14 protein-coding genes are annotated in these 13,586 nt (G+C 69.9%); 1 reads left to right on the top strand and 13 read right to left on the bottom strand.

Annotated features, from left to right (window positions below; translation table 11 throughout):
* Window positions 1-278 precede the first annotated feature (278 nt).
* On the top strand, window positions 279-2,048 hold the full coding sequence (locus ACWGKS_RS04710; protein ID WP_452521738.1) for a bis-aminopropyl spermidine synthase family protein: 1,770 nt from the start codon (window positions 279-281) through the stop codon (window positions 2,046-2,048).
* A 103-nt stretch (window positions 2,049-2,151) separates the two neighbouring features.
* On the opposite strand, the gene ACWGKS_RS04705 is transcribed toward ACWGKS_RS04710, so the two are convergent.
* From ACWGKS_RS04705 to hisI, 13 genes are all read right to left on the bottom strand, one after another.
* Window positions 2,152-3,186, bottom strand: a complete 1,035-nt coding sequence (locus ACWGKS_RS04705; RefSeq protein ID WP_452456856.1) for a hypothetical protein — start codon at window positions 3,184-3,186, stop codon at window positions 2,152-2,154.
* Window positions 3,187-3,362: 176 nt separating this feature from the next.
* Window positions 3,363-4,535 carry a hypothetical protein gene (locus tag ACWGKS_RS04700; protein ID WP_452456855.1) on the bottom strand — a complete coding sequence of 391 codons (1,173 nt, stop codon included), beginning with the start codon at window positions 4,533-4,535 and terminating at the stop codon, window positions 3,363-3,365.
* A gap of 102 nt (window positions 4,536-4,637) precedes the next feature.
* On the bottom strand, window positions 4,638-5,747 hold the full coding sequence (gene lgt / locus ACWGKS_RS04695; RefSeq protein WP_452521735.1) for a prolipoprotein diacylglyceryl transferase: 1,110 nt from the start codon (window positions 5,745-5,747) through the stop codon (window positions 4,638-4,640).
* A 55-nt stretch (window positions 5,748-5,802) separates the two neighbouring features.
* Entirely contained in the window at window positions 5,803-6,780 is a 978-nt protein-coding gene (locus ACWGKS_RS04690) for a DsbA family protein (RefSeq protein WP_358510749.1), read from the bottom strand.
* A 57-nt stretch (window positions 6,781-6,837) separates the two neighbouring features.
* Window positions 6,838-7,341: a MauE/DoxX family redox-associated membrane protein gene (locus tag ACWGKS_RS04685; RefSeq protein ID WP_358510752.1), complete on the bottom strand. Its 504-nt coding sequence runs from the start codon at window positions 7,339-7,341 to the stop codon at window positions 6,838-6,840.
* A gap of 348 nt (window positions 7,342-7,689) precedes the next feature.
* Window positions 7,690-8,502, bottom strand: coding sequence for a tryptophan synthase subunit alpha (gene trpA, locus ACWGKS_RS04680; RefSeq protein ID WP_452456851.1), 813 nt, complete (start codon window positions 8,500-8,502; stop codon window positions 7,690-7,692).
* On the bottom strand, window positions 8,502-9,719 hold the full coding sequence (gene trpB, locus ACWGKS_RS04675) for a tryptophan synthase subunit beta (protein WP_452521732.1): 1,218 nt from the start codon (window positions 9,717-9,719) through the stop codon (window positions 8,502-8,504). Before trpB ends, trpA begins: the two co-directional genes overlap by 1 nt.
* A 248-nt stretch (window positions 9,720-9,967) precedes the next feature.
* On the bottom strand, window positions 9,968-10,774 hold the full coding sequence (gene trpC, locus ACWGKS_RS04670) for an indole-3-glycerol phosphate synthase TrpC (protein ID WP_358510761.1): 807 nt from the start codon (window positions 10,772-10,774) through the stop codon (window positions 9,968-9,970).
* 171 nt (window positions 10,775-10,945) lie between these two features.
* Entirely contained in the window at window positions 10,946-11,446 is a 501-nt protein-coding gene (locus tag ACWGKS_RS04665; RefSeq protein ID WP_358510764.1) for a DUF2752 domain-containing protein, read from the bottom strand.
* A gap of 91 nt (window positions 11,447-11,537) precedes the next feature.
* Window positions 11,538-11,942, bottom strand: a complete 405-nt coding sequence (locus tag ACWGKS_RS04660) for a CD225/dispanin family protein (RefSeq protein ID WP_358510766.1) — start codon at window positions 11,940-11,942, stop codon at window positions 11,538-11,540.
* Window positions 11,943-12,218: 276 nt separating this feature from the next.
* A complete protein-coding gene (locus tag ACWGKS_RS04655; protein WP_358510769.1) occupies window positions 12,219-12,506 on the bottom strand; it encodes an HGxxPAAW family protein in 288 nt (95 codons plus the stop codon).
* Window positions 12,506-13,165 carry a Trp biosynthesis-associated membrane protein gene (locus tag ACWGKS_RS04650; RefSeq protein WP_452521854.1) on the bottom strand — a complete coding sequence of 220 codons (660 nt, stop codon included), beginning with the start codon at window positions 13,163-13,165 and terminating at the stop codon, window positions 12,506-12,508. Before ACWGKS_RS04650 ends, ACWGKS_RS04655 begins: the two co-directional genes overlap by 1 nt.
* Window positions 13,166-13,230: 65 nt before the next feature.
* Complete coding sequence (gene hisI / locus ACWGKS_RS04645) at window positions 13,231-13,575, bottom strand: phosphoribosyl-AMP cyclohydrolase (protein ID WP_067602948.1); 345 nt, start codon at window positions 13,573-13,575, stop codon at window positions 13,231-13,233.
* Between the last annotated feature and the right edge of the window lie 11 nt (window positions 13,576-13,586).

Below are 13,586 nucleotides of genomic sequence, written 5' to 3'. Positions count from 1 at the left end.
GTCCGCGCGATCGCGCTTTTTCCGATGACGGCCGGCCTTGCCCGTTGTTCCACGCGCGAACCCCGCTAAACCTTCCCGGGCGCGGTGAAGACCGGACCATGGTCCGATTTTCACCGTGGCGGGGCGGCGCCCACCGGCGTGATCCCAGGTTATGTCGCTGTTAACGCGTTTCCCAAGGGGGGATGAACATGACCAGGGAGTGATATCTCCCTCATCGGTGACGAACCACCCTGACCTGCGTCACCGGTGTGGTCCGCACACCGTGGGAGGATCGCCGAATGGCAGGACACCCGACTTCCCCCGGCCCGGATTCCGGGACCTCAATCGACCCCGAACGTGCACCGGGTACCCCGGTCCTGGACGGTCTGGCGGCGCCCGGCGCCGGTTCGGGCCCTCCTCTGCCCGAAGTGGCGGAGACGTTCCTCACCGAGTACGGGATCGACGCCCCACGCCCGCGCCTCATCCTGGCGTTGCTCTCCGACGGACGTTGGTGGAGCACCAACGACCTGGTGCGGGCCGGTGGCATCGCCCACTCCGTGGTGCGTTCGCTACTGCGGGTCCTCGACGAGGCCGACGAGGTGGCCAGGGACGGAGACCGCTACCGGTTGCTGCGTCCCTCCCACTACCAGGGTGCGACGGCGCCGATGCTCGCCGACCCGGTGGCGCACATGTTGCCCGAGCACCCGCGGGCCGCCACGGAGCTGGTGCGGGCGGTGGCCGAGGGACCGGCCTCCGACCTGAACCTGGACCACGTGGCGGCGACGGCGGAGACGGCCCTGCGCCGCGCCCTGTTCCTGACCACCCGTTTCGACCTGACCCGGCGCACCCTGTTGTGCGTGGGCGACCACGACCTGACGTCGCTGGCCTTGGCGCTGGTACTGCCCGGGGCGAAGGTGGGGGTCGTGGACCTGGACGAGCGGGTCCTGGAGCACATCGACACGGTGGCCGAGCGCCTGGGTGTGACCATCCACACGCACAGCGCCGACCTGCGGTTGGGGCTGCCCGAGAGGTTGCGCGAGCGCGCCGACGTGGTCTTCACCGACCCGCCCTACACCCCGGACGGCGTGGAGTTGTTCGTGCGCCGGGGCGTGGAGGGGTTGGCTGACCCGCGCAAGGGCCGGGTGTTGGTGGCCTACGGGGCCAGTGAGACCACCCCGAAGCTGGCGGCCGCCGTCCAGACGCGGTTGGTGCGGATGGGGCTGCTCATGGAGGCGGTGTTGCCGGACTTCAATCGTTACCTGGGCGGGGAGTCGATCGGTGCCGCCAGCGACCTGTACGTGCTCCGGCCGTTGTCGAAGACGTTGCCCGCCCCCGCCGGTGAAAGCGCCCGGGTGTACAGCCAGGGCGTCAACGCCAAGGAGGCGCGGGGCGGAACGGACGTGGAGCGGGCCCGAGCGGTGCTGGATCGGGTCACCGAGGACAGCGCCGGGCGGGGTCACGAGGAGCTCGGGAGCTCTCCGGCGTTGGTGGGCGACTGGCCTCGCGAGGTGTGCAAGGAGGTCCGGGTACGTCTGTCCACCTGGATGGATTCCCCCACCGCGGTGGGCCCGTGCGCGGTGATCGACCTGACCGGTGGTTGGGACCGGATCGCGGCGCGGGTGGCGTTGGCCACGACCGCGGACAACGCCTACGTCCTGGTGCCGTCGTCGTCCAAGTGGGTGCGCGACGAGGCCGGGCAGGGGGCGTTCCGGTCGATGGTGGAGCCGGGGATGCGGGTGCGGTTCCTGCGCGGGTTCGGTGCCTCGGACCTGACGGCGATCCGGTTGGAGCGCGACCCCGAACCGGGTGGGAGTTCGGGCCGGTTGTTGGCCCATGTCCAGGGGCGTGCGCACGGGTCGCTCACCACGACGCTGCGGACCGGTCTGATGGAGGTGACGGCCTGGGGCGGGCGGCCGGTGAACAAGCGCACGGCCCGGCAGGCGGTGGCCTCGGCCCCGGCGTGGTTGCCCGGGCACACCCTGTTGGACCTGCCCGAGCACCGGTTCTCGGATCTGCGGGTCCTGTCCTCCGAGCTGTTGGCCAGGGTGGAGGAGGTCAGGGCCGGCTGACGTCCCCCTCCCGAGCAGGACGGCTCCCGAGTAGGACGGCGGGCCCACGGAGAACGACTCTCCGTGGGCCCGCCGCACGTTCGGTGGGTGTGTGACCCCGGTCCTACTCCCCGGGCGCCACCGGGACCTCACCCTCGCCGGGCAGCCCCTCCTGTTGACCGGGGACCTCGCCGGGGACCTCTTCGGTGCCTGGCTCGGTACCGGGTTCCGTTCCGGGCTCGCCGCCGGTCTCCTCGGTGCCTTCGGCGCCCTCGGTTCCCGTGCTCTCATCGTCGTCGTACTCGATCATGCGACGGAAGAGCGGGTCACGGAAATTGGCCAGGGCCACCAGCGGGGTGGACAGGGTGACGCGTTCGTCGACCGAGTCGGAGTCGGTGGGCTGGACCCAGACCACGACCAGGTAGTGGCCGCTGACGATGGCGTCGGCGGCGCTGTAGCCCGAACCGAGGCGATCGAAGGGCTCGGCGCCGGAGGGCGGCAGCACGAACCCGGGGTCGACGACCTCCTCCTCGGGATCGCCTCCCTCGGGTTCGGGCAGGTTCAGGGCCTCGGCCACCGCGCGGCTGCCCTCGACGTCGGCCAGGTTGAACACGGTGGCCACACCGAAGTAGTTGTCGGAGAGGTAGGCGGCGCGTCCGGCCTGGCTGCAGTCGGCGTCGGCGAGGGCCTGGGTGGCCTGCTCGCCCCACACCGCGCTGGAGCAGTCGTCGGTCAGCTCCGACTCCTCCAGGGTGAAGTCGATGCTCTGGCTGGAGATCTCGGCGTTGCGGCGTTCGAACAGCTCACCCTCGTTGAGGACACGGCCGTCGATCTCGCGGGAGGCCAGGACCTCGTTCATGTTCCCGGCGTCGCGGACCTTGTAGTCGGCCGGGCGGGTCTGCGGGGCGGCCGCGTCGCTCCCCTCGTCCCCCGACAGCTGGAAGAACAGGACCACGCCCAAGGCGATGAGGGCGACGACCAGCGTCCCGACGAGGATGACCAGCGTCCGACCGAAGCGTCGGGGTTCCTTCTTGCGTCGTCCACCGCTTCGTCGACGCCCACCCTCCTGGGAGGGGGCGGGGGTCTGCTGTTCGTCGGGTTCGTTGTTCTTCCTCCGGCGGCCCGGCCTGCCAGGCGTCGAGGGTTCAGAAGAGGACACCCAAAGGACCTTTCCGTGGGTTCGGGCCGGTCACCTGTGGTGACCGGCCCGCTTGCGCTCGGGTTACGAGAGGAGGGAGCTTCCACCTCGGACACGACCCCGGCGGGCGGGTCGATCTGTCCGAGATCCTATCGGGACGTCCGACAGGGCCGGACAGGCCCGAGGTTCGGCTCGCGCTACTCGCCCTCCTCGCCCCGGTAGGCGACGACCTCGTCGTAGACGAAGGAGAACGCGCTCATGGAGGCCACGTCCAGGGTCGCCAGGTCCGAGTCGTCTCCGGGTTCGGAGCCGTCGGCCTTGGCCGTCCAGAACACGGCCAGGTAGTGGCCCATGACCTGGGTGCTGGCCTGGCTGTAGCCCTCCTGCAACCCTTCGATGTCCCCGCCGGTCTGGCTCAGCAGGAAGCCGAGGTCGGTCTCGGAGTTGGTCGGGTCCAGGGCCGCCGCGGCGTCGGTGGCGGCCTCGCTGTCGGCCAGGTCGAACAGCGTCACCTGGGCGACGTACTCGTTGTCGGAGTCGGTGTAGACGCCGGAGGCCGCGTTGACGCAGTCACCGTCGATCAGGCTCTGTCCGAGCTCGTCGCCCCACACCATGGAGGTGCAGGAGTCGGTGACGGCGGAGTCGCGCAGCTCCAGCTGCATGTCCCCGAGTTCCAGTTCGCCCACGGAACCGAAGACCGCCTCCTCCGTCATGGGCTCGGCCTCGGCGGGACGTTCGTCGATGGGACCGAACACCTCCGGGTCGTTCTCCTGGAAGCGGTACTGCTCCGGGGTGAGGGTGCTGTGGCCATCGGGTGGGGCGACCACGCTCTGGTCGCCTCCGCTGGTTCCGCCGCCCCCGCTGACGAGCTGGTAGGCCAGCACCCCCAGGAGTGCGACCAGGGCGATACCGAAGGCGCCCAGGAGCATGCCCAGCACGGCGGTGCCACGCTTGCGCTTGCTCTGTTCGGCCAGGGTGTAGACGATCTGGTTGGGCCGGTCCCCCAGGACCGACACCTTCTTGATCGCGGACGCGGAGAAGGCGGAGACGCGGCCCACGCCGCGCTTCTCCTTGCTCCTGCGTCGTCCACCCCGACGACCTCCCACCGCTCCGTCCGCCTGGGGGTCGTCCCCGTCGCGGTCGTCGTAGTCGGCGTCGTCGTAGTCGTACTCCTCGTAGGAGTCCTGGTCACCCGACCGGTCCTGGGTGTGTCCGTACTCGGCGGAGAAGTCCTCCTCCGGGTCGTAACCCTGGTCGTACCCGTCGTCGTCACGCCCGTAGTCGGCGTGCTCTTCGGTGTGGGTGCCGGCGGCGCGACGGGAACCGCCGCGCCGCTTCTTGCGTCCGAAACCGGACTCGGCTCTGCTCACGGTCTTTCTCAAATCATCAACCCGTGGTCTGCTCGACTGGTGCGGAAATGGCCCGCGGCGCCTGCGGCCACGGGCCGCGGCGCCGAAATTCGGCGTCCCGCGTTACTCGGGCTTCGACCCGGAGTCGTCTCCCGCGCCCTTGGCGTCGTCCTCCGTCGAGCCCTCGCTACTAGATCGCTCAGGGCTCGGGTGGTATTCCGTACCGGCTTCGTTGGACACGCCACTGTCCTGGTCGAACGCAGATCCCTCGGTGTCGACCGCGCTGTAGACGGTGCCCTCCTCCTCGGTCCTGGCGCCGGTGTCACCGAAGACCTGGGTGCCCGCGTCCTGGCCGTGCGGAACCACGGCGGTGGAGAAGCGGTCGATACGGGTACCGGCCCACACGAAGAAGGCCAGGGCGCCCAGGAACACGACGATGGAGGTCCAGTTGTTCAGGCGCAGACCGAAGAAGTCGTTGGCCGGGTCCACGCGCAGGTACTCGATCCAGAAGCGGCCCGCGCAGTAGCCCATGACGTAGAGGGCGAACAGGCGCCCGCCCTGGAGGGAGCTCTCGAAGCGTCGGCCCAGGTAGGCCAGGAGGACGGCCAGACCCAGGCACCACAGGGATTCGTACAGGAAGGTGGGGTGGTAGGTGGTCACGCCGGGTTCCATGCCGGCGCGCAGGTAACCCTCGGGGGTGAGGTTGATCTCCACGGCCCAGGGCAGGTCGGTGGGGCGACCGAACAGCTCCTGGTTGAAGTAGTTGCCCCAGCGGCCGATGGCCTGGGCGAGGGGGATGGTGGGGGCGATGGCGAAGGAGAGCTTGGACATCGACAGTCCGCGCTTGCGGGCGACCAGCCAAACACCGACCGCGCCGAGGGGAACGGCTCCCCAGATACCGAGCCCGCCCTCCCAGATGAAGAGGGCTCGGATGGGTTCCTTGCCCGGACCGAAGTACAGCTGCGCGTCGCTGATCACGTGGTAGAGACGGCCACCGATGAGCCCGAGGACGACCGCCCAGACCGCCATGTCCATGATGGTGCCGGGCTCACCGCCCATGGCCTTCCAGCGGCGCTCGCTCCAGAAGACGGCGACGATGACACCGGCGAGGATGCACAGGGCGTAGAAGTGGATCTCCAGGGGCCCGATCGGGATCGAGTTGACCTGAGGGCTGGGAATGGCCGCGAGGGCGCGGCCGTACTCGGCCGCGCCCTCCGAAGCTGTCGACGACAATGTCACTGCTCTGCTCTCGGATCCGCCCCGCGTGCGGGGAGTCTGTTCAGGGGTTCTACTCCGTGTCACCCCCGTCGCCCGCCGGCTCGGTCTCGACTTCGCCCGCGCCGGCGGAGGCGATCGCCTCGGAGAGACCGCGTGCCGTCATGGCGGAGTTGTTGTCGAGCAACTCGCCATTGATGTAGACGGCAGGGGTGCCGCGGAACATGTTGTCTCCGCTGTAGCGAGTGTAAGCCGTTCCGGTGGCGTCGATGATCTCGCCCGTGTACGTCCCGTCGAGGAAGGCGGGGTCGTGTCCGTTGTCGGCTCCCCAGGCGAGCAGGTCGGTCAGGACCATGGTTCCGAGGGTCTCCTCACCGATCTGTTCGGTGGCGTCCGCGGTCAGGGCCGGCAGGAACTCCTCGGTGAACTCGGTGACGACCTCGGCCTCGGCGTCGACGCGTTCGTCGAACTCGCTCGCCTGGGCCTCGTCGGCGTCGGTCTGGCGGAACCATTCCTTGAGTTCGTCGACGGTGAAGCCCTCGCGGCCCTCGGCCGGCTGGTTCTCGAAGAGCAGGTCGTTGTACTCGACGAAGACTCCGTGGTCGGCCGCGGCCCGAGCGGCCACACCACCGCGCAGCGAGTTGCTGCTGATGGGGGTCGGCTGTTGGGCGAAGATGCTGACCGGCCGGAAGTGGACGATGGCCTCGCCGCTCGCGGCGCGTTCCTTGAGGAGGTCTCCGTTGAGGAGTTCGAACTGGCGGCAGGCGGGGCACTGGTAGTCGGCGTAGACCTCGACGACGGGCGCGGAGACGCCCTCGTTCGCCATGACGACGCTGCCGTCCTCTTGGAGGACCTGGGCGGCCAGTTCGCCGTCGTAGCCCTCGTCCTCGCCCGAGGTCATGACGGCGTAGCCGATCCCCACGATGAGCAGGACCACGGCGGCGGCGATACCGACGACGAGGAGGTTCTTCTTGCGTCGGGCCGCCCGCTTCTCCTTCTCTCGCTGTTCCTTGAGCTTCTCGCGGGAGCGCTTGCGCGCTTCACTCCCCATGCTTTCCTCTGTTTCTGACTTTCGGGTGGTCGATCGTCGTCTCGGTGCTCGTCGGGGTCACCGGTACAGGCCGAGGACGCGGTCGAGGGCGAAGGGTGAACGGGGCCAGATCGCGATGAAGGCCCCCATGGCGCCGAAGGCGATGTCGCGGGCGATGGAGAGCCCGTAGGTGGTCTCCCCCGGGTCGACCTGGCCGCCACCGCCGAAGCAGCCGCAGTCGATGGACAGGCCCCTGGCCATGGCGGAGACGATCCCGGCGATGAAGGCGACCATGAGGATCGCGCCGATCGCCCCGGCGTAGCGGGTGGCCAGGCCGAGCAGGAGCAGCAGCGCCAGCGCGAGTTCGAAGAGCGGGAGGGTGTAGCCGATGAGTCGGGCGACCTCGGTCGGGAAGAGGTCGTAGGCCTCCACGGCCTGGATCGACAGGGCCGGTGGGTACTTGGTGACGGCGGCGGTGATGAGGACGGCGGCCAGGCCGAGGCGGCAGGCGAGGCTGACCCAGGGCTGGATGTTCTCCCACCGCGTGGGTGCCTTCGGGGTGTCGTCGAGTGTGTCCGTCATCTGGCGCCTTCGGAAGGGAGGGGGTCGGTCTACCGCGAGCCTGGCGCGGGTTCCGCGTCCGGCCGCTCTTCACGTCGAAACAGATCCTACTGTCTGTAGTTCACGCGTGACACAGGGCTGTGGCATCCGGGTGCCAGAAGGGCGCTCTCGGATACTCGGGGCTCCCGTCATCCCACCATCGAATCCGCCGCCATGGGGCGGGTTCACGTTCTTTCGGGGCCTCTTCTCACCCGATTCTCACCCTCTTAACCCGGGCCTTGACCGGGCGAGAGAAAAGATGGGCCGCACCATGACGGTGCGGCCCATCACAAGGGACCCGGGTCCCTGGATGACCTCGGAAGGGCCTTCCTAACGGGACCGAACGCCCTCGGCCAGTTCCTCGGCGAAGGAGCGGACGGCGACCAGACCGGTCTCCAGGTCGGGTGCGTCCAGGATCCGCTGGCAGAACCCGGCACCCACGATGACCCCGTCCGCGTAGGCGGCGACCTCCGCTGCCTGGGCCCCGTTGGAGATGCCCAGTCCCACGCAGATCGGCAGTCCCGAATCACGGGTGACCTCGCGGGTGCGGCGGACCAGGACCTCGGCGGTGTCGGAGACCTGGGTGCGGGTACCGGTGACGCCCATGAGGGACGCCGCGTACACGAAGCCGCCGCAGGCCTCGGTGGTCAGCGCCAGACGACGGTCCGAGGAGGAGGGCGCGACCAGGAAGACGCGGTCGATCCCGGCCTTGTCGGAGGCGGCGATCCACTCGTCGGCCTCCTCGGGGATGAGGTCGGGGGTGATGACCCCGGCTCCCCCGACCTTGGCCAGTTCGGTGGCGAAGCGCTCCACGCCGTAGCGTTCGATCGGGTTCCAGTAGGACATGACCAGGGCGGCGGCGCCGGTGGCCGCGGTGGCCTCCACGACCCGGAACACGTCGTCGGTGGTGGTGCCGGCGTCCAGGGCCCGGCCGGCGGCGCGCTGGATGGTGGGGCCGTCCATCATGGGGTCGGAGTAGGGCAGACCGACCTCGACGACGTCGCAGCCGCCCTCGACCATGGCCTGGACCACCCGGATGGAGGACTCCACGTCGGGGAACCCGGCGGGCAGGTAGCCGATGAGCGCGGCGCGGTCGGCCTCTCGGGCCTGGGCCAGCTTGCTCTGCAGTGTGGTGGTCGGCATCACGCCTGTCCCTCCGAGTCGACGAGGCCGAAGTAGTCGGCGGCGGTGTTGACGTCCTTGTCCCCGCGCCCGGAGAGGTTCACCAGGATGACGGAGTCGGGGCCCAGTTCCTTGCCCAGGCGCAGCGCGCCGGCCAGGGCGTGGGCGCTCTCGATGGCGGGGATGATGCCCTCGGTGCGGCACAGAAGCCGGAAGGCCTCCATGGCCTCGGCGTCGGTGACCGGCTCGTACTTGGCGCGACCGGTCGCGGCCAGGTGGGCGTGTTCGGGGCCCACGGCCGGGTAGTCGAGTCCGGCGGAGATGGAGTGGCTGGGCAGGGTCTGGCCGTACTCGTCCTGCAGGACGAACGTTCGGGCGCCGTGGAAGACGCCGGGGCTGCCCGCTGTGATGGAGGCGGCGGTCCGGTCGGTGTCGGCGCCCTCTCCCCCGGCCTCGAAGCCGTACAGCGCGACGCTCTCGTCGGGGATGAACGCGGCGAAGATCGCGATGGCGTTGGATCCGCCGCCCACGCAGGCGGCGACGGCGTCGGGCAGCCTCCCGACGAGTTCGAGGACCTGTTCACGGGCCTCGGCGCCCACGACGAAGTGCAGGTCCCGCACCAGTTTCGGGAAGGGGTGCGGGCCGGCGGCCGTGCCGAACAGGTAGTGCGTGTGGTCGACGTTGGCGACCCAGTCGCGGAACGTCTCGTTGATGGCGTCCTTGAGGGTGCGACTGCCGATGGTGACGGGGACGACCTCGGCACCGAGCATGTTCATGCGGGCGACGTTGAGCGCCTGGCGTTCGGTGTCCTGTTCGCCCATGTAGATGCGGCAGTCCAGACCCAGCAGGGCGCAGGCGGTGGCGGTGGCCACGCCGTGCTGTCCGGCCCCGGTCTCGGCGATGATGCGGGTCTTGCCCATGCGCTTGGCGAGCAGGGCCTGGCCGAGCACGTTGTTGATCTTGTGCGAGCCGGTGTGGTTGAGGTCCTCGCGCTTGAGCAGGACGCGGGCGCCGCCGGCGTGCTCGGAGAAGTTGTGCGCCTCGGTGAGCAGGCTGGGTCGTCCGGCGTAGGACTTGAGCAGGTGGTCGAGTTCGGCCTGGAAGTCGGCGTCGTCCTTGACCTTGGCCCACTGGGCCTCGACCTCGTCGAGGGCCGCGATGAGGGACTCGGGCGCGAAACGGCCACCGAAACGGCCGTAGTGTCCGCCGTCGTCGGGCACCGGTAGAGCGTGGCTCATGGGAAGTTCTCCTGGAAGGAGGCCGACCGCGGCGTTCCCCCGCCGGCGTCCGCGCCGCGGAGGTGCCGCGCGTCGACCGGTGTGCGCCGCCGGCTCCGGCGGCGGGATGGTCAGGGGTCAACGCGGCGGCGGGAACCCGCGGACAGGTGTGTCCACGGGCTCCCTAGAGCCATCGCCATCTGCGCGGGAGCGTGTGCGTGTGCCGCTCCGCGTGCGTGGTCGTCGTTCCCATCGGTCGTGGTTCCCTGTCAGTTCCGGTCGCGCAGAGCGGGGTGGGCTCCCGCGGTGACCAGGTCGGCGACGGCCTCGCGCGGATTGCGTCCGCGCACCAGGCTCTCTCCGACCAGGACCGCTCCGGCTCCGGCTCCGGCGTAGGCCAGCAGGTCATGCGGGCCTCGAACCCCGGACTCGGCGATTCTGACGCGGTCCGCGGGGATGAGCGGGGCCAACCGGGCGAAGGTGTCCCGGTCGACCTCCAGGGTCTTGAGGTTGCGCGCGTTGACGCCGATGACGGTGGCGCCGGCGTCGAGGGCGCGGGCGACCTCCGCCTCGTCGTGGACTTCGACGAGGGGGGTCAGGCCCAGGGAGCGGGCCCGTTCGACCAGGGAGACCAGGGCTTCCTGGGGTAGGGCGGCGACGATGAGCAGGATGGCCGAGGCGCCGAAGACGCGGGCCTCCCACAGCTGGTAGGAGCTGACCACGAAGTCCTTGCGCAGCAAGGGGGTGTCGACCGCGGCGCGGACGTTCTGGAGGTCCTCAAGGCTGCCGTTGAAGCGACGCTTCTCGGTGAGCACGCTGATCCACGTGGCTCCACCGGCCTCGTAGTCGCGGGCCAGGTCGGCGGGGTCGTCGATGGTCGCGAGCGGCCCCTTGGAGGGGCTGGCACGCTTGACCTCGGCGATCACGTGGACGCCGGGGCGGCGCAGGGCGGCTTCGGCGTCCGCGGGGACGGGCACCGTCTCGGCCTTGGCCTTGAGGCGGTCCAGCGGAAGGGCCTCCTGCCGCTGCGCCAGGTCCGCGCGTACTCCCTCGAGGATCTCGTCGAGCACGCTCACCAGTTCTTGCTCCCTCGTGAAGTATCGGTTCACGGTGACCGATCCGGCTCCTGGGGCGCGGGTCGGCTCGGCGGGCTTTGGGACGCGTCGCCGTCACACCGTGTGGTGGTCATGGTATCCATCCCGGTCCGCGTGGGGGTCGCCGCCCCCTGCAGGTCGGAGGATTCGTGGTCACCAGGTGGGTAGGAGCGGGGTGCCCGGCGCGAGGAAGGAGAACCAGGGCAGGTTGCGCAGCACCCAGAAGGCGACGAAGGCGCCCAGGATGGCCCAGGCGAGCCAGGGTCTGACCACGACGACGCGTCTGGGCCCGGGGGCAGAGCGCAGGGAACGGGTCAGCCAGGTCACGTAGGCGTAGGCGATGTAGGGCAGGCACAGCATGAGCAGAAGGTTCATGCTCGCGGCGCCGACCACGTCCAGGTGGGTGAGGGCGGCCAGGGCCCGGGTGGTGCCACAGCCCGGGCAGAAGGTGCCGGTGAGCGCAAGCCAGGGGCAACCGGGATAGCCGTTGCCGGGGTCGTTGGGGTCGAGGGTGTGCAGGATCGCCGCTCCGATCAGGCCGAGGACGCCCAGGGCGATCGGCCAGGTGCCGGGGTGGACGCGCGCGCCGAGGGCCCCGACCCGGTCGGCCAGGGAGGAGCGGGCGGGCGTCGTGGGGGTGTCGTCGTGCTGCACGGGATCCAGCCTATCGAGGCCCCGAGGGACCGGTGGAACGACTGCGCCCCCGGCGATGCCGGGGGCGGAGTGGAGGATGCCGCGTGGTCGACTAGTAGTACGACGGCGTGGTGCTCATGGCGATGACCACCATGATGATCCAGAAGATGAAGTAGGCGATCCACAGACCAAGGCCGACCAGGCTGATGATGCCGGTGATCTTGGCGGTGTTGGACGAGGACTCGGCGCCCGCGTAGTCGCCCATCTGCCACTTGCTGTTCACCTGGAGGGCGAAGATGAGGCCGATGATGCCGGCCACGGTGCAGGTGAAGATGCCGACGATGTTCATCCACAGGTACGTCTTGGGCGGCTCGGCACCGACGGGGGGCTGACCCCCGAAACCGGGCTGGCCCCCACTGGGCGGACCGTAGCCGCCGGGAGGCGGACCGTACCCACCGGTGCCGTAGCCACCGGGAGGCGGGCCGGGGTTGCCGGGAGGCGGGGGACCATAGCTCATGAGTGGAGTGTCTTTCCGGAAGAGGACAAGGGGTTCTGTCTGGTGTGATGCGGCCTGGGCACACGTGGTTCCCAACGAGGGACAAGGTTGGAAATCACCAGACTCGGCAGGCCGGCGAATTCGAATCATGACAGATCGGCGAGACAGCGCCGACCGTCTTCGAAAACGGCGGGAAGGGCCGGTGCTGAAAATGTACCTTCCCGGTGGGACCTACGTCCATTTTACGTTACTCATCCGTTGTGAGCTGCGCTTTCCCGGACCCGTCCCGCACTGTCGCTAGTTGCCGCTCGTGGCCGCGGACTCACGACCCGTTTCCCACTCCTCGCGCGTGGGCGGCACCGGACGCGGTGTCTTGCGGCCCAGGCCGGCCTTCTTCATCACACCGGCGATCACGGCGAACACGACGCTGGCGACCAGGGCGATGACGGTCCAGGTGACCAGGGAGCCGCCCATGATGATGATGACCGCGGCCACGGTCCAGGCCACGATCCAGGAGAGGGTGAGGAACCAGGCGGAGACGGTGTTGCCGTGGTCGTCGTGTTCTTCGAGGTGCGCGTCGGCCATCAGTGGTTCTCCTTCGGTTCGGCCGGCCGGTCGGACGGCTTTACGGGTTCTGTGTCGTCACCGGGTTCGGCTCGGTCCGCCCGTGGCTCTTGGGCGGGCGTGCCGTCGCCCGGGGAGTCGAGTGTGGGGTCGTCACCGGCGTCCAAGGATTTCCACAGGTCGGCGGGCGTCTCCGCCTTCTGCGGGCGCGGTGCGGCGTCCCGATCGTACCGGTTTCCCATACCGGGCCAGGAGGGGGCGCGCACAACGGCGACGAGGCCGCTGAGAATCAGCAGGACCGCGCCGGCCGCTCCCATCACGGGGCCCAGGGCGTGGATCTCGGGGGCGCCCACGACCTCGCCGGTGCCCGCGGTGTCGGTGGCGAACTCGACGATGGCCGAGGTGAGCGTGCCGGGCCGGGTCGCCGACCACAGGGCGGTGAGCGCGAACGCGCCGCAGGCGGCGATGAGGGCGCCCACCACGCGTCGGGACCAGGAGCGGGCCGCGTAGAGTCCGGCGATGCCGGCGAGTCCGGCCCAGCCCAGGCCGCTGAGGGCCCCGGTGAGGTCGCCGCCGATGACCTCGACGGGAACCGGGGCGACGGGGCCGGGTGAACCGAGCATGCCGGTCACCCACACGCGGCCGGACGCGGCGAGCATGAGGGCGGCGCCGGCGGCCATGGCGAGTGTGACGATCCCGTACTCGCGTCCGCTGCCCGTGGACCGGGTGGATGTGGAGGTGGAGGTCACAGCAGCCGTCCCGCGTCGAAGCAGGTGTGGTCTCCGGTGTGGCAGGCCGCACCGGTCTGGTCGACTCGGACCAGGAGGGTGTCGCCGTCGCAGTCGAGTGCGACCGACACCACACGCTGGGTGTGGCCGGAGGTCGCGCCCTTGACCCAGTACTCGCCCCGGCTGCGGGACCAGTAGGTGCCCTCGCGGGTGGTGAGGGTGCGGTGCAGGGCCTCGTCGTCCATCCAGGCGAGCATGAGGACCTCCCCGGTGTCGTGCTGCTGCACGATGGCGGGGACGAGTCCGTCCGGGTTCCGCTTCAGGCGCGCGGCGATGTCCGGGTCGAGGTTGGTGACGCTCATGCCACCAGGTT

It is taken from the genome of Nocardiopsis sp. NPDC055879 (genome assembly GCF_053615935.1).
This window is presented reverse-complemented; position numbering and strand designations above follow the sequence as displayed.

Coding starts and splice junctions, on each gene's coding strand:
- trpA (WP_452456851.1), bottom strand. CDS start 8,502: ATGCCGACCACCACACTGCAGAGCAAGCTGGCCCAGGCCCGAGAGGCC.
- ACWGKS_RS04660 (WP_358510766.1), bottom strand. CDS start 11,942: ATGAGCTATGGTCCCCCGCCTCCCGGCAACCCCGGCCCGCCTCCCGGT.
- ACWGKS_RS04650 (WP_452521854.1), bottom strand. CDS start 13,165: ATGGCCGCCGGCGCCGCCCTCATGCTCGCCGCGTCCGGCCGCGTGTGG.
- trpB (WP_452521732.1), bottom strand. CDS start 9,719: ATGAGCCACGCTCTACCGGTGCCCGACGACGGCGGACACTACGGCCGT.
- ACWGKS_RS04685 (WP_358510752.1), bottom strand. CDS start 7,341: ATGACGGACACACTCGACGACACCCCGAAGGCACCCACGCGGTGGGAG.
- ACWGKS_RS04710 (WP_452521738.1), top strand. CDS start 279: ATGGCAGGACACCCGACTTCCCCCGGCCCGGATTCCGGGACCTCAATC.
- ACWGKS_RS04690 (WP_358510749.1), bottom strand. CDS start 6,780: ATGGGGAGTGAAGCGCGCAAGCGCTCCCGCGAGAAGCTCAAGGAACAG.
- ACWGKS_RS04655 (WP_358510769.1), bottom strand. CDS start 12,506: ATGGCCGACGCGCACCTCGAAGAACACGACGACCACGGCAACACCGTC.
- hisI (WP_067602948.1), bottom strand. CDS start 13,575: ATGAGCGTCACCAACCTCGACCCGGACATCGCCGCGCGCCTGAAGCGG.